Source organism: Oscillibacter sp. UBA6647, assembly GCA_002455655.1.
Classification (GTDB): Bacteria; Bacillota; Clostridia; order Oscillospirales; family Oscillospiraceae; genus Oscillibacter.
Map to the genome: position 1 here is coordinate 1 of DKLF01000145.1, position 17,537 is coordinate 17,537.

Sequence of the window (17,537 nt, forward strand, 5' to 3'; positions counted from 1 at the left end):
AGCAGGCGAGTCGCCTGAAACAGTGGGGGGCTTGATTGAATCAGCCCTTTTTCGGGGACGGCGGCTGTGAAAGAATAAAAAACCGCCCCGCCGAAATTCGGCGGGGCGGGGAAGACGGCGGATCAGCCGTCCAGCTTGGCGTTGCACTTTGCGAGGAACCGGGCGTTGTCGATGACGGCGCGGGTGTGGGTCCCGTGGCCGATAGGGCCTTTTTCGTCCCAGGCCGTAACCTTGAAGTCCACCATTTTGCCGTTTTCAGAAATGGCAGTGACTTCGGCTTCCGCCCAGACCTTCATACCCACGGGGGTGGGGGCGTCGTGGCTGATTTCAAGTCGCACGCCGACGCTGCCCTTTCCCTCCTCAAGACCCTGCTGCAAGCAGTTGAGGGCTGCGGTTTCCATCAGGGCCACCATAAACGGCGTGCCAAACACCGGCAGCGCGCCGGACCCGGCGGCGGAGGCGGTCAGCGCGTCCGTGACTGTCTGCTCTCCACGGTAGGTTGTTCCGATTGTTACCATTTTTGCATTCTCCTTTGTTTGTTGAATTGTGTGTGTTCATTATACCGATAAGCTCTTTGCCTTACAAGAGTAAAAAGAAAAAACCGGATGGGACCGGTTTTTAGGGAGAATGCAGGCGGCGGGGAAACCGGAATCCGGTTTCTCCGCCGTTTTTTAATTGTCGGGCTTAAGCCTTCAGCCGCAGCCACTCGGAGTCGTAGAGCTTCAAGGTGGCCTCAGGCAGATTCAAAAATGCCTCGCAGCTTGCCAGTACCTCGTCGGAAGGATAGGCCACTGGGTCAGAGGTAATTTCCGGGTCCAGCGCTGCCTTGACGCTCATCAGGGGAGTGGAGTAGCCGATGGCCTCGCAGTTGGCGACACCCACCTCCGTGGAGCACATGAAGTTAATGAACTTCTCTGCGTTTTCCTGATTGGCGGCGCCCACGGGGATACACATAGCATCGGTAAAGATGTTGGTTCCCTCGGAAGGGAGCACAAAGGCAAGATCCTCGTTATTGGCGTGCATGGAGAGATAGTCTCCCGCGTAATACACGCCCATGGCGGCTTCTCCGCCTTCCAGCTTGTCAAAAATCTCATCCATGACATAGGCCTGAACGATGCCGTTCTTCTTCTGCTGGATGAGAAGGTCCGTGGCTTCGGTAATCTGGGCTGGGTCGGTGGTGTTGTAGGAATAGCCGAGAGTTTTCAGCGCCACGCCGATGGCGTCCCGGGAGTTGTTGATCATCAAGACCTGCCCTGCGTATTTTGTGTCAAACAGGGCCTGATAGCTGGTGATGGCCTCATCCACCATGGATGTGTTGTAGATGATGCCCACAGTACCCCACATATAGGGGACGGAATAGGCGTTCTCCGGGTCATAGGCGGGATTCAGAAAATTGGGGTCCACGTCCGCTGCGTTGGGGATGTTGTCAAAGTTCAGCGGCAGAAGCATCTCCTCGTCAATCAGACGGGAGATCATATAGTCAGAGGGGATGATTACGTCATAGGAGTCTCCCTGCTTCAGGTTGGCGTACAGCGTTTCATTGTCGGGGCAAACGGTGTAGTTCACCTTAATGCCTGTGTCCTCCTGAAATTTTTTAATCACGTCCAGCGTTTCGTCCTGTCCGTCCGAGATATACTCGCCCCAGTTGAGAACGTTCACCTCGCCGTTGGGATACTTGCCGGCAGAGTCGCCGCAGGCGGTGAGCAGGGGGCAGACCAAAAGGGCCGCCAGAGCCAGAGAGAGGATTTTTTTCAATTCTTCATATTCTCCTTTGCAGATTGTAGTATGGGGGCAAACGGCGCGCTGCGCCGGAGCCTTTAGGTTTTGGGGGTCAGGGCGGCGCGCTGCCGCCGCACGGCGGAATTCTGTCGGGACTGACGCAAGTTCACGATCACCAGCAGCACCAGCACCGAGATAAATAAAAGCGTGGAAATGGCGTTGATTTCCGGGCTGATTTTCCGCCTTGCCATAGAGTAAACCTCCATCGCAAGGGTGGAAACCTTGTTGCCTGCGGTAAAATAAGAAATCACGAAATCGTCCACCGACATGGTAAAGGCAATGATTGTCCCGTTGACAATGCCGGGCATCAGGTCGGGGAGAATCACCTTACGGAAGGCGTAAAAACCCCGGGCGCCCAAATCCTGCGCCGCCTCGTAGATGTGGGGGTCCAACTGCCGCAATCGGGGCATGACGGAGAGAATCACATAGGGAATGTCAAAGGTGACGTGGGCGATCAGCATGGTGCCGAAGCCCTTGGTCAGCGTCATGCCAGTAGCCTTGCCAACGGTGGCGTTAAACGCCCCGATGGCCAGCATGAACAGGAGGGACAGAGACACGCCGGTGACAATATCCGCGTTGGTCAGGGGAATGTTGTTAATGGACATCAGGGTGTGGCGGCTGCGCCGCTTCATGGCCGCGAAGCCCATGGCTGCGGCGGTCCCCGCCACCATGGCGATGAGGGCGGCCAACACGCTGACCAGCAGCGTGGTCCGCAGGGCGCTGAGAATGGCCTCGTCCTGAAACAGGCGAACGTACCATTGCAGGGAAAATCCGCCCCACACTGTCCGGCTTTTCGTGGCGTTAAAAGAAAAGAAAATCAGCACGAAAATCGGCGCGTAGAGAAACAAAAAAGTCAGTGCCATCAGTAGGCGGTTGCCAAAATGATTCGTTTTCACAGCAACATCGCCTCCTCCTCGCCCTCTCCAAAGCGGTTCATCACGGCCATGGAGATCAGCACAATGGCCATCATCACAAGGGAGATGGCAGAGCCGAGGTAAGGGTTGTACGACCCGCCCAAAAATTGCGTTTCAATCAGGTCGCCCAGCAAGGTCACCATGCCGCCGCCAAGCAGGCGGGAGATGGCAAAGGTGGCAACAGAGGGGACGAACACCATAGTGACGCCGGAGAGAATCCCGGGAACCGACAAAGGAAAAATCAGCCTGCGGAAAACCACGGCGCTATTGGCGCCCAAGTCCTGCGCCGCCTCAATCAGCCGGGGATCAATTTTCTCAATCACCGTGAAAATGGGCAGAATCATAAAAGGCAGATAGTTATACACCATGCCCAGCACGATGGCCCCGCGGGTGTTGATCATGGGGAAATAGGAGAAATCCGTCCCGAACAGGCCGTTTACCAAAGCAATCAGTCCAATTTTCTGGAAGAATGTGTTCAAAAGCCCGGTGTTTTCCAAAATGGACATCCAGGAGTAGGTTTGAAGCAGAAAGTTCATCCACATGGGCAGCATAATCAGGATTGTGGCGATGCGCCGAAGGCCCGGACCCTCCCGGGCCAGAAACCAGGCCACGGGATAGCCGATCAGGATGCAGATCAGCGTGGCGATGGCCGCCAGCAAGAAGGACCGGCCGAACACGGCGGCATAAGTCCCCATGGTACGAAAATTTTCCAGTGTAAAGCTTGTGCCATTGTGAAAGGCGTAAATCACCACCAAGATCAGAGGCGCCACCACGAAAATTGCCATCCATGCCACATACGGCATGGCCAGACCTTTATTCCTCATGGCCGCCGCCCTCCGGGGAATCCTCCTCCTCGTCCAGCGCCTCCGCGTCGGACAGCTCGTCGTATTCCTCGCTGTAAGAGCTGTAATCTCCGAATTTCCCGGAGTATTCGCTCTTTTTCATAATGTGAAACCCTTCCGGGTCAATTTTTACACCGATTTTTGCGCCCAAAGGGGAGTGGTCCGTGGTTTGAATCAGCCACTTAAAGCCGCGAAAGTCCACGATGATATCATACTGCATCCCCTTGAAGGTCACGTTGGTGACGGTCCCCACAATCTGGCCCTGCTCCACGGGAACAATGTCGATATCCTCCGGCCGGACCACCACATCCACCGGCTCGTTGGGCGCAAAGCCCCCGTCCACGCAGGGGAAGGTCTTGCCGTACAGCTTTACCAGATTATCTTCAAGCATCACGCCGTCGATGATGTTGGACTCGCCAATGAAGTCCGCCACAAAGGCGTTTTTCGGCTCGTTATAGATATCCTCCGGCGGGCCGATCTGCTGGATGGAGCCTTTGTCCATCACCACGATGGTGTCAGACATGGTGAGGGCCTCCTCCTGATCGTGGGTAACATATATAAAGGTAATGCCCACCTGCTGCTGAATCTTTTTCAGTTCCATCTGCATATCCTTGCGCAGCTTCAGATCCAGCGCGCCCAGAGGCTCGTCCAAAAGCAGCACCTTGGGCCGGTTTACCAGCGCCCGGGCGATGGCAACCCGCTGCTGCTGGCCGCCGGAAAGGGCGTCCGGCTTGCGGTGCTCAAAGCCAAGAAGGCTGACGGTTTCCAACATTTCCAAAACCTGCCGCTTGATTTCCGTCTCCGAGAGCTTCACTGTCCGCTTTCCGGAAGGGTCGGCGGGGTCGGGAACGCGCTTCATCCGCAACCCGAAGGCCACGTTTTCAAATACGTTCATGTTGGGAAACAGGGCGTATTTCTGAAACACCGTGTTGATCTGCCGCTGAAAGGGCGGAACGTCATTAATCCTCACACCGTCGAACAGGACATCTCCCGACGTTGGCGTCGTGAAACCCCCGATGATACGCAGCGTCGTGGTTTTGCCACAGCCGCTGGGTCCAAGCAGTGTGAGGAATTCTTTGTCATTGATGTAGAGATTTAAGTGATCGAGAACAAGCTCGTCGTCAAACGCCATGCAGAGGTCCCGCAGGCGAATCAACTCTTTGGACATTTATCCTCCCCCGTTTCTACAATTAATAAAAACGCCTCTTCTCTCTGTTGAGGGGGAACCTTTCTCGTTGAAATTCGGCAATTACAAACTATATCGAAAAGGCGCTGAAAAGTCAAGGAAAATAGCGATTTTTGAACGGAATATTTTCTACCCGCAAAACCTTCCCCCGCAGATACTGAAGAAGTCCCGCGTCCGATTGAAAATCGAACGCCAGTTGATAGGACCAAAGGCACTGCTTTTGCTCCCCGTAGCGCCGATTTGTCTCGCCCCGGCCATATTTGCCGTCTCCCAGCAGGGGACAGCCGATTTCCGCCATCGAAACACGGATTTGATGGGTCCTGCCTGTCAAAAGCTCACACTCCACCAGAGACAACTCGCCCTTCGTCTGCAAGGTTTTATAATAGGTAACGGCGCTGCGTCCGCCGGGGATGGGCCGACGGTAAAAGGAAACCTCTTTTTTTCGCTCATCCTTTAAAAGAAAACCCTCGATTTTTCCGGCAGAGGGCCGGGGTTTTCCCACCGCAACGCACAGATAGGTCTTTCGCAGCTCGTGGGTGCGGATTTTGTCGTTGATAATCCGCAGCGTCTCCGCGTTTTTCGCGGCGATGACGATGCCGCCGGTGTTGCGGTCGATGCGGTTGCAAAGGGCCGGGGCGAAGGAATTTTCCGCCGCCGGGTCCCACTCGTGCTGCTGATAAAGGTACGCCTGAATGTGGTGGACCAGCGTGTTCACCTTTTCTGTTTCGTCGGCGTGGACCACAAGGCCCGGGCGCTTATTTACCAGCAGAAGGTTTTCATCTTCATATATAATGTCAAGCTGGGGACGGAAGGCGGAGAGAAATTTGTCTTCCTCTGCGTCCGGCTCCTGAAAAAATTCGTCGTTGACGTACATCTGCACGATATCGCCCAATTCCAGCCGGACCTCCCGCTTTGCGCCCTTGCTGTTGACCTTCACCCGCTTGAGACGGATATATTTCTGCACCAAAGCGGGAGGCAGAGTGGGCGCGGCCTTGGCCGTGAATCGATCCAGCCGCTGTCCGGCGTCGTTTTTGTTGATGGTAAATTCCCGCATAGGACCCTCCAAATATCGGTATAGGCACATTGTAGCCGATTTTAGGAAAAAAGCAAGGAAATCCGAAAAAGTATTTGACAAGTCTTTCAATATCCATTATAATACTGCTCGTGTCATTGCGAGGTGTGCTATGCGTTTGGATGTAAAACCGATTTTGAATTTGCCCGGAAAATCCTTGGATTTTCAGTTTTCCATGGATTTGTCCGACGCGGAACTGAACGGTCAGTATCCCGTGAGGGAGCCGGTTGAGGTGGAAGGGTCTGTGCGCAACAGCGCAGGTGCGCTGGAGCTTTCCATGACTGCATTTGCCACGTTGGACGCCGTCTGTGACCGCTGCACGAAGCCTATCCGGGTTCCCAAGGAAGTGGAGTTCTCCTGCCTGCTGGCAGAGGAGCTGGAAAACGGGGAAAACGACGAGATCGTTTTGCTGGAAAATGGCGAGGTGGATGTGGGCGAGCTGGCCCGCACCGCGTTCATTCTTGAGATGGACGCCAAATTTTTGTGTTCTGAAGATTGCAAAGGACTTTGCTCCCGTTGCGGCGCCGACCTGAACCTCGGTCCCTGCGGCTGCAAGAAGGACGCGGACCCGCGTTTTGCGGCCCTTGCAAAGCTTTTGGAGAGCAACCAATAAATACGTAACAAGAGCGGAGAGGCCAAGCCCTACCGCTGATCTGAAGGAGGTGTCATCATGGCAGTACCCAAGACAAAAGTATCCAAGGCAAGACGGGATAAGCGCCGCAGCTCCACGTGGAAGCTGGCGACCCCCGGCCTCGTTGCCTGTTCCAAATGCGGTGCTCTGCACCTGCCTCACAGAATGTGCAAGGAGTGCGGCACTTACAACGGCCGGACCATCAAGGTCGTCAAGTCCGCGGCCGTGAACGCTGCGAAATAAGGTTTGCATCATAAATGGGGAGGAAAGAGTGCGCTCTTTCCTCCTTGTTTTGTGTCCGGCGAGGGGTTGACCGCGCCGGCGAATTTGCCGCGCGCTGTTGGCGGAAATCAAAACGCTGTACTTTTTTGATATGTATGGTATGATTAGCTTGAAAATGAGAATTTTACCATAGTATCTTTGCGGACGCCAGCGTTTCCGTTTTGTGCGCCGGACTGGCTGTTATGCCGTCTGATTGATCGAAAACGGAAATGAAAACATTGCTTGTTTTGCCCGGCTTTTGGGCATGAATATATAGAAACGGGAGGTAACCCATGAAACCCATTGTTGCCATTGTGGGCCGGCCCAATGTGGGCAAGTCCATGCTGTTCAATAAGCTCATCGGCCGTCGGATCTCCATTGTGGAGGACACGCCGGGGGTCACCCGGGACCGGGTGTACGGTGAGACAGACTGGAACGGTCGCACCTTTACACTGATTGACACCGGCGGAATTGAGCCCCGGACGGACGACCAGATTCTCACCTTTATGCGCCAGCAAGCGCAGCTTGCCATTGATCACGCCACGGTCATCGTCTTCTTAACGGATGTAAAGACCGGACTCACCGCCTCGGACCACGAGGTGGCGAATATGCTGCTTAAAAGCGGCAAGCCCATTGTTCTGGCGGTGAACAAGATGGACTCCACCGGCGTCATGAACCCGGACTTTTATGAATTTTACAATCTGGGAATGGGGGACCCCGTCGCCGTCTCCGCCGTCCACGGCCACGGCACTGGCGACCTGTTGGACGCCTGCGTCGCCTATTTCCCGCCCGAGGAGGAAGAGGAGGAGGGGGCCGACGCCATCAAGGTGGCGCTGATTGGCAAGCCCAACGTGGGCAAGTCCTCGCTTTTAAACCGGATTCTGGGGGAGGAGCGGAGTATCGTCAGCGACGTGGCGGGCACCACCCGGGACGCCATCGACTCTCTCTTTGAAAACGAGCAGGGGAAGTTCTTGTTTATCGATACCGCGGGCATGCGGAGAAGGTCCAAGGTGGAGGAGGACATCGAGCGGTACAGCGTTTTGCGGGCCACCATGGCCATTGAGCGCAGCGACGTGTGCCTTATCCTCATTGACGGACGGGAAGGCGTGACCGAGCAGGACACCAAGGTAGCGGGTCTTGCCCACGAGGCGGGAAAAGCCGCTGTCATCGTGGTGAATAAGTGGGATCTTGTGGACAAGGACGACAAGACCATGGACCGTCTCACCGCTGACATCCGGCGAGATTTGGGCTATATGACCTACGCCCCGATCCTGTTCATCTCCGCCCTGACGGGGCAGCGGGTGAACAAGCTCTTCGAGATGATTGTGGCTGTGAGCAATCAGGCATCTTTGCGCATCACCACGGGGATGCTGAATAACGTTCTGTCCGACGCGCAGACCCGGGTTCAGCCCCCTTCCGACAAGGGCCGCCGCCTGAAAATCTACTATATGACGCAGGTGGGCATCCGCCCGCCCCATTTTGTGGTGTTCTGCAACGATGCAAGCCTGTTCCATTTTTCCTATCAGCGGTATCTGGAAAACCAAATCCGCGCCGTATTCGGACTGACGGGGACGCCCATCATCCTCTCCATCCGGCAAAAGGGCGACAGGGAGGAATGACGCGATGGCAAGCTATGTGTTGGCTGCGGTAATCGCTTATTTTCTGGGCTGCTTTAACGGGGCGGTGATTGTCTCCAAGTATATTCTGAAAGACGATATCCGCACCCATGGCAGCGGCAACGCGGGCCTGACAAATTTCTACCGCACCTTTGGGGGGGCGCTGACCTTTGTCGTCATTGTGACGGACGTGCTCAAGGCGGTGCTTGCCGTGCTGATTGGCAGTTGGCTCTTTGTGCACTTTCAGGCACAGACGGCGCTGTTCGGCAAGTATTATGCTGGCCTGTTCTGCCTGATCGGGCATATGTTTCCCTGTATGTTCCACTTTAAGGGTGGAAAGGGCATCCTTTCCGGCGGCACGGTGGCCATTATGATTGACTGGAGGCTGGCGCTGATCGCCTGGGGCGCATTTCTGCTGATAACAGCGCTGACGCGGTATGTCTCTCTCGGCTCTGTTTGTGCTGCCGCCGCCTTCCCCACGGTCACGGTTTTTTTGTATCAGGATTTAGTGCTGACAATTCTGAGTGCGGCCATCGGTGGGCTGATTCTCTATATGCATCGGGCGAATATCCGGCGGCTGCTTCGTGGCGAGGAGAGTAAGTTCAGCTTCCATCGAAAGCAATAACCGACGTTTTAAGGGGGCTTTGCCCCGGAAAATTTCCACAGAAAGCGGGATTTGGATATGAAGGCAGTGGTTTTAGGCAGCGGCGGGTGGGGCACGGCTCTGGCCATGGTGCTGTGCGATAATGGGCACGACGTAACCCTCTGGTCCCACAGTCCGGGAAAAGCAGAACTGATGGAAAAGAATCGGAAAAATCCGGTGCTGCCTGACGTGGAGCTTCCTGCCGCGCTGAAATTCAGCGGAGAGATTCGCTGCGTGGAGGACGCGGATATTGTGGTATCCGCCTCGCCGTCCTATGCCGTGCGGAGCAATGTCCGCCCCGCTGCGCCGTTTTTAAAAGAGGGCACGGTGCTGGTCAGCGTGTCCAAGGGCATCGAGCGGGACACCAACCTGCGCATGAGCCAGCTTGTGCGGGAGGAAACGGGGGACCGCTTCCCCGTGACGGCCCTGTCCGGCCCCTCCCACGCGGAGGAGGTGAGCCTTCGTCTGCCCACCGGCTGCGTGGCGGCAGGGGAGAACGGCGAGGCTGTGAAGCTGGTGCAGGATGCGTTTATGAACCAAAATTTCCGGGTCTATACCAGCCCCGACATTGTGGGTGTGGAGCTGGGCGGCGCGCTGAAAAACGTGGTGGCCCTGAGCTGCGGAATCTGCGACGGAATGGGCTATCAGGATAACACCAAAGCCCTTTTGATGACCCGGGCCATGGCGGAAATCGCCCGCCTGGGCGAGACGCTGGGCGGACACCGCCAGACCTTTGCGGGCCTTGCGGGAATGGGGGATTTGATTGTCACCTGCACCTCCATGCACTCCCGAAACCGCCGCGCAGGCATCCTTATCGGACAGGGAAAGACCGCGCAGGAGGCCATGGAAGAGGTGGGCGCGGTGGTGGAGGGCTATTACGCCGCGGAAAGCGTCCATCAACTAAGCCTGAAGGCAGGGGTGGAAATGCCCATCTGCGCCTGCGCCTATCAGGTGCTTTACCGGGACAGGGCAGTCCGTGACGTAGTGGCGGAGCTGATGGGGCGCTCTAAAAAAGACGAACTGGGCTACGACTGGATGTAACGTCCGGTAAAAATGTGACCACGGGCAATTTTGCCCGTGGTCACAAAATCCTGAAGAAATAAAAATAACTCCCGAACCACTTGGCTCGGGAGCTAATTCTCATATCAGACCGCTCTGGTAACTTTTCCGGAACGTAGACACCGGGTACAAACATATACATGGCGCGGCGTACCGTTCACAACTGCTTTGACACGCTTTACGTTGGGCTTCCAGGGACGATTGGAACGTCTATGGGAGTGAGACACCTGAATCCCGAAGGTGACACCCTTATCGCAAAATTCGCACTTAGCCATCCGTTGCACCTCCTTGCTGTTGGGAAATCAAACCTGCTTTTCACAGGCACAAACGATATTTTAACAGATGAAAACATAAAAAGCAAGGGGAAATCTTAAAAAATATTCAAAAATATTAAAGAGGGGCGGGCGGGGTGAAACAGTTGCGAAAAATAAGAGCATACGTTATAATAATAACCAAAAAGCGGTTATGATAAAAATACCAATTCATGCCGCAGCGGCGCTGTGCGTCTGCGAACTGAAAACACCGCAGGGCGACAGAAAAGGCCGCCCCGGAAGGAGACTGGCGCTTATGACGGCGAACGGACTGAAAATGACAGAGTTTGCGGCTGCCTTTGATTTGCAGCTACTCAATCGGGGGAGCGATTATGAAGAGGCGGTTCTTACCATTACGGACGTAAACCGGCCGGGGCTTCAGTTTTTGGGATTTTATGATTATTTTGATCCCCGCCGCCTTCAGGTGATCGGTAAGGCGGAGGTCATGTATTTAAAGGGGCTGAACGCACAGGAGCGGAAAAAGGCTTTTGACGACCTGTTTCTCTATGATATCCCGGCGCTGGTGGTTTCCCGGAATCTGGACTGCTTTCCCGAGTGTCTTGAAAGCGCCAGAGAATATGAGCGGACGCTGCTGCGTACTTCGGAAACCACTGTGGAGTTCACCTCCCACGCCATTGAGTTTCTCAATCGCCGGCTGGCCCCCTGCATAGGGCGGCATGGCGTTTTGATGGATGTGTACGGCGAGGGGATTCTGCTTACCGGAGATTCCGGAATCGGAAAGAGCGAGACGGCCATCGAGCTGATTATGCGGGGCCACCGGCTGGTGGCGGACGACTCTGTGGATATCCGCCGCATTTCCAACGAGCTGATCGGCACGGCCCCAGAAATGATCCGCCACTACATTGAGCTGCGGGGCATCGGCGTGATCGACGTGCGGCAGTTGTTTGGAATGCGGGCCATCAAGGAAGAAGCCCAGATTGATTTGGTGGTGGAGCTGGAGCAGTGGGACAGCAGCCGGGTTTACGACCGGCTGGGGCTGGAGGATCACTATTTGGAAATTTTGGATTTGCAGGTGCCCTGCGTCAACATTCCCGTGCGGCCCGGACGGAACCTGGCCAGCATTGTGGAGGTGGCCGCCATGAACAATCGCCACCGCCGCTTTGGCTACAACGCCGCAGAGGAGCTGGTCCGGCGGGTGGACGAACGGGCGGACCGGGGAGCGCAGTGAGATGTACGTCGGTCTGGACGTAGGGGGAACGAATCTGCGGGCCGGTCTTGTGGACGAAGCGGGCCGCCTGCTGGCGGTGCGCAAAATTCCGCTGAGCGAATTTCGTGGAGCGGAGCCTTTTGCAAAAACGCTTGCGTCTCTTGCCGCGCAGGCGGCACGGGATGGGGGCATATCCCCGGAGAGTCTTGCATACGTGGGTATGGGCATTCCCGGCGCGGCAGCGAAGGGAGAAGTGCTTTATACCTGCAATATTCCCATGAAAAACGTTCCTCTTGCCCGGCTGTTCCAAAGATATCTGGATGTTCCCGTCTTTCTGGAGAACGACGCCAACTGCGCCGCCGTGGGCGAATATTTCTGCGGCGCAGGACAGGGGACGAAAAATTTTGCCGTAGTGACCCTTGGAACCGGCATTGGCGGAGGATTTATTCTAAACGGAAAGCTCTACTCTGCCAAAGGAATGGCCGGCGAGGTGGGGCATATGGTGGTGGAGAAGGACGGCGTGCCCTGCGCCTGCGGGCGGCGGGGCTGCTGGGAGGCGTATGCCTCCGCCACGGGCCTGATCCGCATGACAAGGGAAGCCATGGAGCGGGATCGAACCAGTCTTTTATGGGCGGAATCAGGCGGTGGGACAGTTGTCACCGGCAGGACGGCCTTTGCGGCGGCCCTGCGGGGGGATGAGACGGCGAAGGCGCTGTGCGAAACCTATGGTTCGTATCTGGCGGCCGGGGTTGTAAACCTTTTGAACTTATTCCAGCCGGAGGTGCTTGCCATCGGCGGCGGAATTGGAGAGGCGGAGGAGGCGCTGCTGCTTGCTCCTTTGCGGGAAATTGCGGACCGGGAGAGCTATGCCGTCCACTGCGGCGGGAAGGTATCCGTGGTCCGGGCCGTGCTTGGCGGCGACGCGGGAATGATTGGCGCGGCGCTGCTGGGACGGGTAATCTGAATTTTTGAGGGGGAGCCGTATGGATTGGGCGGAGGAGCTGGACAAATGGGCGGCGGACTATCTGCCGGACCTTGCAATGAAAACTGACGAGGCCATGAGCCGCCATACCTCTTTTCACATCGGCGGACCGGCAAGGCGCATGGCCTTTCCCCGCAGCGGGGAGCAGGCGGTGCTGCTGACGAACTTTGCAAAAAGCTGCGGAGCGCGGCCTTTGGTGATGGGAAACGGGACAAATTTGCTGGTGCCTGACGAAGGGCTGGACCGACTGGTGATTGACACCACCGCAGGGTTGAACCGGCTGGAGCTGGGAGCGGGGGAAAACGAACTGATGGCCGAGTCCGGAGCGTCTCTGGCGCGGCTGGCGGACCTTGCGCAAAAGCAGGGCCTTACGGGATTGGAGTTTGCCCACGGCATCCCCGGTACGGTGGGGGGCGCTTTATGCATGAATGCCGGGGCCTACGGTGGGGAGATGAAGCAGGTGGTGGCCGGAGCCGCCTTGCTGGACCCGGAGGAGGGCGTACAATACCTGACGGGTGAAGAACTGGACCTTGGCTATCGCCGCAGTGTGCTGACCGACCACCCGGACTGGGTGGTTTTATACGCCGTCTTCCGCCTGACGCCCGGCGACCCAGTGCAAATCCGGGCGAGGATGGACGACTTGAAAGCAAGGCGAAAAGCCAGTCAGCCTTTAGAGCTTCCCAGCGCGGGCAGTACCTTCAAGCGCCCGGTGGGCGCTTACGCGGGTACCTTGATCGACCAATGCGGATTGAAGGGACTGCGGGTGGGCGGCGCGCAGGTAAGCGAGAAGCACGCGGGCTTTGTCGTGAACCGGGGGAACGCTACCTTTGCCGACGTGACGGAGCTGATTCGTCAGATTCAGCAGCGGGTGGAGGAGCTTTCCGGGATTCGTCTGGAACCGGAGGTTAAAATCGTGCGGTGAGCGCCGCACGGGAGAGAGAAGCGGGTGATTGCATGGAAATTCTAATTATTTCAGGCCTGTCCGGGGCTGGAAAGAGCAAGGCCGCCTCCTTTTTGGAGGATTTGGGCTTTTATATCGTGGACAATATGCCCGCGGCGATGATTCTGAAATTTGCGGAGTTTTGCGCCGGAGGCAACGGACGGTATGACCGGGTGGCGCTGGTGTACGATGTGCGGACCTCGGATTCCTTCACGGAGCTGTTTGACGTGCTGGAAAAGCTGCGGGGCATGGGAGGCATGTGCCGGATGCTGTTCTTGCAGGCTTCGCCGGAGACGGTGATTAAGCGGTATAAGGAGACGCGCCGCCGCCATCCGCTCAGCGGAGGGACGGATACTCTGGAGGAGGCCGTCCGCCGGGAGATCGAGGTGATGCGCCCCGTGAAGGAGCAGGCGGACTACGTGATCGACACCAGCAGCCTGTCCACCGCGCAGCTCCGGGCTGAGCTTTTGCGCCTTTTCAGCGAAAAGGACGAGAAGACGGGTATGACCGTGGCGGTGACCTCTTTCGGCTTTAAATATGGCCTGCCGCTGGAGGCCGATTTGGTGCTGGACGTGCGGTTTTTGCCAAACCCGTTTTATATTGAGGAGCTGAGGGAAAAAACAGGACTGGACAAGGATGTGTCCGGCTATGTGTTCTCATTTCCTCAGGCCGGGAAATTTCTCGACAAGCTCAAGGATTTGCTGGCGCTGACGCTGCCGCTGTACGCCGAGGAGGGGAAAACCAGCCTCACCGTATCGGTGGGCTGCACCGGCGGACGGCACCGCTCCGTGGCCGTGGCCCATGCGCTGACAAGCTATATCCGTCAGTTGGGCTACCCCGTGACGGAGTATCACCGGGACATGCCCAAGGGCTGACAGGCCCCGAGGTGAAAGGAACGCCATGGAAAATCAACACACGCTCTACCGTCCCCCAAGAGCGCGGGGGCCGAGAATTGCCGTCATCGGCGGCGGACACGGCCTTTCCAATATGCTGCGGGGACTGAAGCAATATACGGAAAATCTCACCGCCATCGTCACGGTGGCGGACGACGGCGGCGGCTCAGGGGCGCTGCGCAGCGATTTGCGGATGCCTCCCCCGGGGGATATCCGCAACTGCCTTGAGGCGCTGGCCAACACGGAGCCGCTGATGGCGGAGCTGTTGCACTACCGCTTTTCGGAGGGCGTGCTTGCCGGACAGAGCTTTGGAAACCTGTTTCTGGCGGCGCTGAACGGCATTTCCCCCTCCTTTGACGCGGCGGTGAGCCGCATGAGCGAGGTTTTGGCCATCACGGGACGGGTGCTGCCCGTCACCAATGCCAACGTGCAGCTAGAGGCAGAGTTTGAAAACGGCGTGCGGGTGGTGGGAGAGTCGAAAATCTTCTACTGCAAAAAGGAGCAGGACTGCCGCATCCGCCGGGTCCGCCTTCTGCCGGAGAAGCCCCCGGCGCTACCGGAGGCGGTGGAGGCAATTTTACAGGCGGACATGGTGGTGCTGGGGCCGGGAAGCCTTTATACCAGCATCATTCCAAACCTGCTGGTGGACGGCATTGCGGACGCCGTCCGGAAGGCGGACGGACTGAAGGTCTATGTCTGCAACGTGATGACGCAAGAGGGAGAAACGGAGGGCTACACCGCCGCGGACCACATCGCTGCCCTGTTCAAGCACTCCGCGCCCGGGCTGTTTGATTTGTGCCTCACCAACGCGTCACCCATTCCCCGGAGCGTGGCCCAGCGGTACGAACAGGAGGGGGCGGAGCCTATTTGCCGGGACAAGGAGCGGTGCGCCGCCCTTGGCGTGGAACTTGTCAACCGGCCTGTTGCCACGGTGGAGGACGGCTTTGTGCGTCACGACCCCGCAAGCCTTGCGCGGGAGTTGATTCTGCTCCACGCGGAGCGCAGCGTCCGTATTGCGGGGGATCGGTTTGCCACAGGGGGAGACTTTTACAGAGCGGAACACATGAAAGAGTGAGGAGGTGAGAGGGATGTCCTTTTCCTACGACGCGAAAAATGAACTGTGTCGACTGGAGGTTCAAAAGCATTGCTGTGCTTTGGCGGAGGCATACGGGATCCTGCTCTACTGCAACACCTTTCACTCCGGAGAAATTCGCATTGTCACCGAGAACCTAAACCTTGCCGCAAGGCTGCCCCGGCTGTTTCACCGGGCCTTTCGGCTTCGGTTTGACAGAAAGCCGGAGCCGGACGCACAGGGGAAGCTGGTGTTTCAAATGACCGACCGCAAGAAGCTGGACGGGATTATCGATGCGCTGGGCTTTTCTCCGGAGCAGAACATGGTGCTGCACATCAATTTCGGCCTGCTGGAGGAGGAGTGCTGCCGGGCTTCTTTTCTGCGGGGCGTGTTTTTCGCGGGGGGAAGCGTCACGGACCCGCTGAAGCGGTATCATCTGGAGCTGGCAACCTCTCATTTGCAGGTGAGCCGGGAGCTGGAGGCCCTGCTGCGGGACAACGGCTTTCCCCCAAAGAGCCTGAGCCGAAACGGAAGCTACATCACCTATTTCAAGCAGAGTGACCAGATTGAGGACTTTTTGACGCTAATCGGTGCGCCGGTGGCGGCGATGAACGTGATGAGCGCGAAGATGGAAAAGGACCTGCGCAACAGTGTAAACCGCCGTATCAACTGCGACAACGCAAACCTTGACAAGGCGGTGGACGCGGCGCTGGAGCAGGCGGAGGCTATCCGCCGCCTGATGGATGTGGGACTGCTGGAGCAGCTTCCGGACAAGCTGCGCGATACGGCGATGGCCCGGCTGGAAAAGCCGGAGCTGAGCCTCTCTGAACTCGCGGACAGCTTAGACCCGCCCGTGACGAAATCATGTCTGAACCACCGGCTGCGTAAGCTGACGGGGTTGGCAAGAGAGCTGCGGGGCGAATCGCCCAAATAGAGCGACGGTGTCCGGCCCGGCTTTCGCCGGAGGGTGGGCCATGGTTTCTGATAACAAAGGAGATCGCTATGAATAAACGCATTGTGGATATGACCGGGGATCCCCGGCGGGAACAGTTTGCCTATTTTTTGTCTATGGAAAACCCCTATGCCGGGGTGACCTGCCAAGTGGATATCACCGCCCTCATGGAGAGAATCCGGAGAGACGGCACGCCTTTTTTCCTCTCGCTGACCTATGAGGTGATGGCGGCTGCCAACGCCGTGCCGCAGCTTCGGCGGCGGATTGAAGAGGGACAGGTGGTGGAATATGAAAGCTGCCGCTGTTCCTGTACCGTGGCCAAGCCCGATGGGGCCTATGCCTACTGCACGCTGGATACGGCTCTGCCCTTTGAGGCGTTTCTAGAGACGGGACGCACAGCGCTGGAGGCAGCCAAGTACGGCGGGACGATTGCAGAGGAGAAGGACCACGAGGAGTTCTTTTTCGTCTCCTGCGTGCCCTGGCTCCGCTATACGGACATGGTTATGCCGGTGCCCAGCCCCGCGTACAGCAACGTACGGATTTCCTGGGGGAAATGGACGGAGGAAAACGGGCGGACAAGCCTACCCGTGACGATTCTGGCCCATCATGCGCTGGTGGACGGCATTCATTTGGGAAGGTTTTACGAGGAATTGGAGCGTCGGGCGTCCAAAGCCAGATGAGACAGAGTAAAGGGGAGCTTTTATATGGATCGGTGTGCTGCGGCTTATCAATATCACAAAGCGGGCTATAACTGTGCGCAGGCGGTGGCGCTGGCGTTTGAGGATTTGCTGGAGATTCCGAAGCCGTTGATCGCAGCAGCCGGGGGCGGGTTTGGCGGCGGCGTGGGCGGCAGTCATGCGGAGCTGTGCGGCGCGGTCAGCGGCGGCGTGCTGGTGCTGGGATGGCTCACGCCCCACACGGATGGCGCGGATGCAGAGGGGAAAAAGAGGACCTATGCCACGGTGAAGGAGTTTCGCCGCCGGTTTGAGGAGGTTTTCGGACTGACCCGCTGCGGGGACCTGCTGGCGGCCCATCCCCAACCCGACGAGAAAAACCCCGCAGCTCTGCGTCTGGGTATCACGGCCCACTGCGACAACATGATTGTCACGGCGGTGGAGATTCTTGAAAAAATGTTGGCGGAGCAGTCGGCGGACTGAGCCGAACGCGCCGGGATAAGATGCATTTTCGGCGGGCGGGCGCGACCCTTCTGCCGGAA

Annotated in this window: 20 protein-coding genes; 13 read left to right on the plus strand and 7 right to left on the minus strand. The window is 57.4% G+C overall.

Going from position 1 to position 17,537, the window contains the following annotated elements; translation table 11 throughout:
- Positions 1-122: 122 nt before the first annotated feature.
- The 6 genes from B2W96_RS10620 to B2W96_RS10645 all read right to left on the minus strand — a co-directional run bounded on the left by B2W96_RS10620 (position 123) and on the right by B2W96_RS10645 (position 5,775).
- Positions 123-518: a thioesterase family protein gene (locus tag B2W96_RS10620; protein ID WP_293010266.1), complete on the minus strand. Its 396-nt coding sequence runs from the start codon at positions 516-518 to the stop codon at positions 123-125.
- A gap of 166 nt (positions 519-684) precedes the next feature.
- Positions 685-1,755, minus strand: coding sequence for an ABC transporter substrate-binding protein (locus B2W96_RS10625; RefSeq protein ID WP_293010267.1), 1,071 nt, complete (start codon positions 1,753-1,755; stop codon positions 685-687).
- Positions 1,756-1,817: 62 nt separating this feature from the next.
- Positions 1,818-2,642 carry an ABC transporter permease gene (locus B2W96_RS10630; protein WP_293010299.1) on the minus strand — a complete coding sequence of 275 codons (825 nt, stop codon included), beginning with the start codon at positions 2,640-2,642 and terminating at the stop codon, positions 1,818-1,820.
- Positions 2,643-2,671: 29 nt separating this feature from the next.
- Positions 2,672-3,517, minus strand: coding sequence for an ABC transporter permease (locus B2W96_RS10635; RefSeq protein ID WP_293010268.1), 846 nt, complete (start codon positions 3,515-3,517; stop codon positions 2,672-2,674).
- A complete protein-coding gene (locus B2W96_RS10640; protein WP_293010269.1) occupies positions 3,507-4,703 on the minus strand; it encodes an ABC transporter ATP-binding protein in 1,197 nt (398 codons plus the stop codon). The genes B2W96_RS10635 and B2W96_RS10640 overlap by 11 nt, the downstream gene beginning before the upstream one ends.
- Positions 4,704-4,815: 112 nt before the next feature.
- On the minus strand, positions 4,816-5,775 hold the full coding sequence (locus tag B2W96_RS10645; protein ID WP_293010270.1) for an RluA family pseudouridine synthase: 960 nt from the start codon (positions 5,773-5,775) through the stop codon (positions 4,816-4,818).
- Between the two features lie 130 nt (positions 5,776-5,905).
- Here B2W96_RS10645 and B2W96_RS10650 point away from each other — a divergent pair, with 130 nt between their 5' ends.
- The 5 genes from B2W96_RS10650 to B2W96_RS10670 all read left to right on the plus strand — a co-directional run bounded on the left by B2W96_RS10650 (position 5,906) and on the right by B2W96_RS10670 (position 9,985).
- Complete coding sequence (locus tag B2W96_RS10650; protein WP_293010271.1) at positions 5,906-6,406, plus strand: YceD family protein; 501 nt, start codon at positions 5,906-5,908, stop codon at positions 6,404-6,406.
- 57 nt (positions 6,407-6,463) lie between these two features.
- A complete protein-coding gene (gene rpmF / locus B2W96_RS10655) occupies positions 6,464-6,667 on the plus strand; it encodes a 50S ribosomal protein L32 (protein ID WP_293010272.1) in 204 nt (67 codons plus the stop codon).
- 311 nt (positions 6,668-6,978) lie between these two features.
- Positions 6,979-8,304, plus strand: a complete 1,326-nt coding sequence (gene der, locus B2W96_RS10660) for a ribosome biogenesis GTPase Der (RefSeq protein WP_293010273.1) — start codon at positions 6,979-6,981, stop codon at positions 8,302-8,304.
- Between the two features lie 4 nt (positions 8,305-8,308).
- The gene (plsY, locus tag B2W96_RS10665; protein WP_293010274.1) at positions 8,309-8,926 is read left to right on the plus strand and encodes a glycerol-3-phosphate 1-O-acyltransferase PlsY; all 618 of its coding nucleotides are present in this window, start codon (positions 8,309-8,311) and stop codon (positions 8,924-8,926) included.
- Positions 8,927-8,983: 57 nt separating this feature from the next.
- Positions 8,984-9,985 (plus strand): NAD(P)H-dependent glycerol-3-phosphate dehydrogenase, encoded by a 1,002-nt coding sequence (locus tag B2W96_RS10670; RefSeq protein WP_293010300.1) that lies wholly within the window; start codon positions 8,984-8,986, stop codon positions 9,983-9,985.
- 104 nt (positions 9,986-10,089) lie between these two features.
- Here the strand turns inward: B2W96_RS10670 and rpmB are convergent, their stop codons facing one another.
- A complete protein-coding gene (gene rpmB / locus B2W96_RS10675; RefSeq protein WP_293010275.1) occupies positions 10,090-10,278 on the minus strand; it encodes a 50S ribosomal protein L28 in 189 nt (62 codons plus the stop codon).
- 292 nt (positions 10,279-10,570) lie between these two features.
- Here rpmB and hprK point away from each other — a divergent pair, with 292 nt between their 5' ends.
- The 8 genes from hprK (at position 10,571) to B2W96_RS10715 (ending at position 17,478) form a co-directional block, all read left to right on the plus strand.
- The gene (gene hprK / locus B2W96_RS10680) at positions 10,571-11,503 is read left to right on the plus strand and encodes an HPr(Ser) kinase/phosphatase (protein ID WP_293010276.1); all 933 of its coding nucleotides are present in this window, start codon (positions 10,571-10,573) and stop codon (positions 11,501-11,503) included.
- A gap of 1 nt (position 11,504) precedes the next feature.
- The gene (locus B2W96_RS10685; protein ID WP_293010277.1) at positions 11,505-12,446 is read left to right on the plus strand and encodes an ROK family protein; all 942 of its coding nucleotides are present in this window, start codon (positions 11,505-11,507) and stop codon (positions 12,444-12,446) included.
- A 19-nt stretch (positions 12,447-12,465) separates the two neighbouring features.
- Entirely contained in the window at positions 12,466-13,386 is a 921-nt protein-coding gene (murB, locus tag B2W96_RS10690; protein WP_293010278.1) for a UDP-N-acetylmuramate dehydrogenase, read from the plus strand.
- Between the two features lie 32 nt (positions 13,387-13,418).
- Positions 13,419-14,279 carry an RNase adapter RapZ gene (gene rapZ, locus B2W96_RS10695; protein ID WP_293010279.1) on the plus strand — a complete coding sequence of 287 codons (861 nt, stop codon included), beginning with the start codon at positions 13,419-13,421 and terminating at the stop codon, positions 14,277-14,279.
- 25 nt (positions 14,280-14,304) lie between these two features.
- Positions 14,305-15,372 carry a gluconeogenesis factor YvcK family protein gene (locus B2W96_RS10700; RefSeq protein ID WP_293010280.1) on the plus strand — a complete coding sequence of 356 codons (1,068 nt, stop codon included), beginning with the start codon at positions 14,305-14,307 and terminating at the stop codon, positions 15,370-15,372.
- Between the two features lie 13 nt (positions 15,373-15,385).
- A complete protein-coding gene (whiA, locus tag B2W96_RS10705; RefSeq protein WP_293010281.1) occupies positions 15,386-16,303 on the plus strand; it encodes a DNA-binding protein WhiA in 918 nt (305 codons plus the stop codon).
- Between the two features lie 68 nt (positions 16,304-16,371).
- Positions 16,372-17,001, plus strand: coding sequence for a CatA-like O-acetyltransferase (locus tag B2W96_RS10710; protein WP_293010282.1), 630 nt, complete (start codon positions 16,372-16,374; stop codon positions 16,999-17,001).
- A 24-nt stretch (positions 17,002-17,025) separates the two neighbouring features.
- On the plus strand, positions 17,026-17,478 hold the full coding sequence (locus B2W96_RS10715; protein WP_293010283.1) for a C-GCAxxG-C-C family protein: 453 nt from the start codon (positions 17,026-17,028) through the stop codon (positions 17,476-17,478).
- The last annotated feature ends 59 nt before the right edge of the window (positions 17,479-17,537 follow it).

Excerpts from the sequence above, each read along its gene's own strand:
- rapZ (WP_293010279.1), top strand. The coding sequence starts at position 13,419 with ATGGAAATTCTAATTATTTCAGGCCTGTCCGGGGCTGGAAAGAGCAAG.
- rpmB (WP_293010275.1), bottom strand. The coding sequence starts at position 10,278 with ATGGCTAAGTGCGAATTTTGCGATAAGGGTGTCACCTTCGGGATTCAG.
- whiA (WP_293010281.1), top strand. The coding sequence starts at position 15,386 with ATGTCCTTTTCCTACGACGCGAAAAATGAACTGTGTCGACTGGAGGTT.
- plsY (WP_293010274.1), top strand. The coding sequence starts at position 8,309 with ATGGCAAGCTATGTGTTGGCTGCGGTAATCGCTTATTTTCTGGGCTGC.
- B2W96_RS10640 (WP_293010269.1), bottom strand. The coding sequence starts at position 4,703 with ATGTCCAAAGAGTTGATTCGCCTGCGGGACCTCTGCATGGCGTTTGAC.
- B2W96_RS10700 (WP_293010280.1), top strand. The coding sequence starts at position 14,305 with ATGGAAAATCAACACACGCTCTACCGTCCCCCAAGAGCGCGGGGGCCG.
- B2W96_RS10715 (WP_293010283.1), top strand. The coding sequence starts at position 17,026 with ATGGATCGGTGTGCTGCGGCTTATCAATATCACAAAGCGGGCTATAAC.
- B2W96_RS10685 (WP_293010277.1), top strand. The coding sequence starts at position 11,505 with ATGTACGTCGGTCTGGACGTAGGGGGAACGAATCTGCGGGCCGGTCTT.
- B2W96_RS10650 (WP_293010271.1), top strand. The coding sequence starts at position 5,906 with ATGCGTTTGGATGTAAAACCGATTTTGAATTTGCCCGGAAAATCCTTG.
- B2W96_RS10670 (WP_293010300.1), top strand. The coding sequence starts at position 8,984 with ATGAAGGCAGTGGTTTTAGGCAGCGGCGGGTGGGGCACGGCTCTGGCC.
- hprK (WP_293010276.1), top strand. The coding sequence starts at position 10,571 with ATGACGGCGAACGGACTGAAAATGACAGAGTTTGCGGCTGCCTTTGAT.
- B2W96_RS10630 (WP_293010299.1), bottom strand. The coding sequence starts at position 2,642 with ATGGCACTGACTTTTTTGTTTCTCTACGCGCCGATTTTCGTGCTGATT.
- rpmF (WP_293010272.1), top strand. The coding sequence starts at position 6,464 with ATGGCAGTACCCAAGACAAAAGTATCCAAGGCAAGACGGGATAAGCGC.
- B2W96_RS10645 (WP_293010270.1), bottom strand. The coding sequence starts at position 5,775 with ATGCGGGAATTTACCATCAACAAAAACGACGCCGGACAGCGGCTGGAT.
- B2W96_RS10710 (WP_293010282.1), top strand. The coding sequence starts at position 16,372 with ATGAATAAACGCATTGTGGATATGACCGGGGATCCCCGGCGGGAACAG.
- B2W96_RS10635 (WP_293010268.1), bottom strand. The coding sequence starts at position 3,517 with ATGAGGAATAAAGGTCTGGCCATGCCGTATGTGGCATGGATGGCAATT.
- murB (WP_293010278.1), top strand. The coding sequence starts at position 12,466 with ATGGATTGGGCGGAGGAGCTGGACAAATGGGCGGCGGACTATCTGCCG.
- der (WP_293010273.1), top strand. The coding sequence starts at position 6,979 with ATGAAACCCATTGTTGCCATTGTGGGCCGGCCCAATGTGGGCAAGTCC.
- B2W96_RS10620 (WP_293010266.1), bottom strand. The coding sequence starts at position 518 with ATGGTAACAATCGGAACAACCTACCGTGGAGAGCAGACAGTCACGGAC.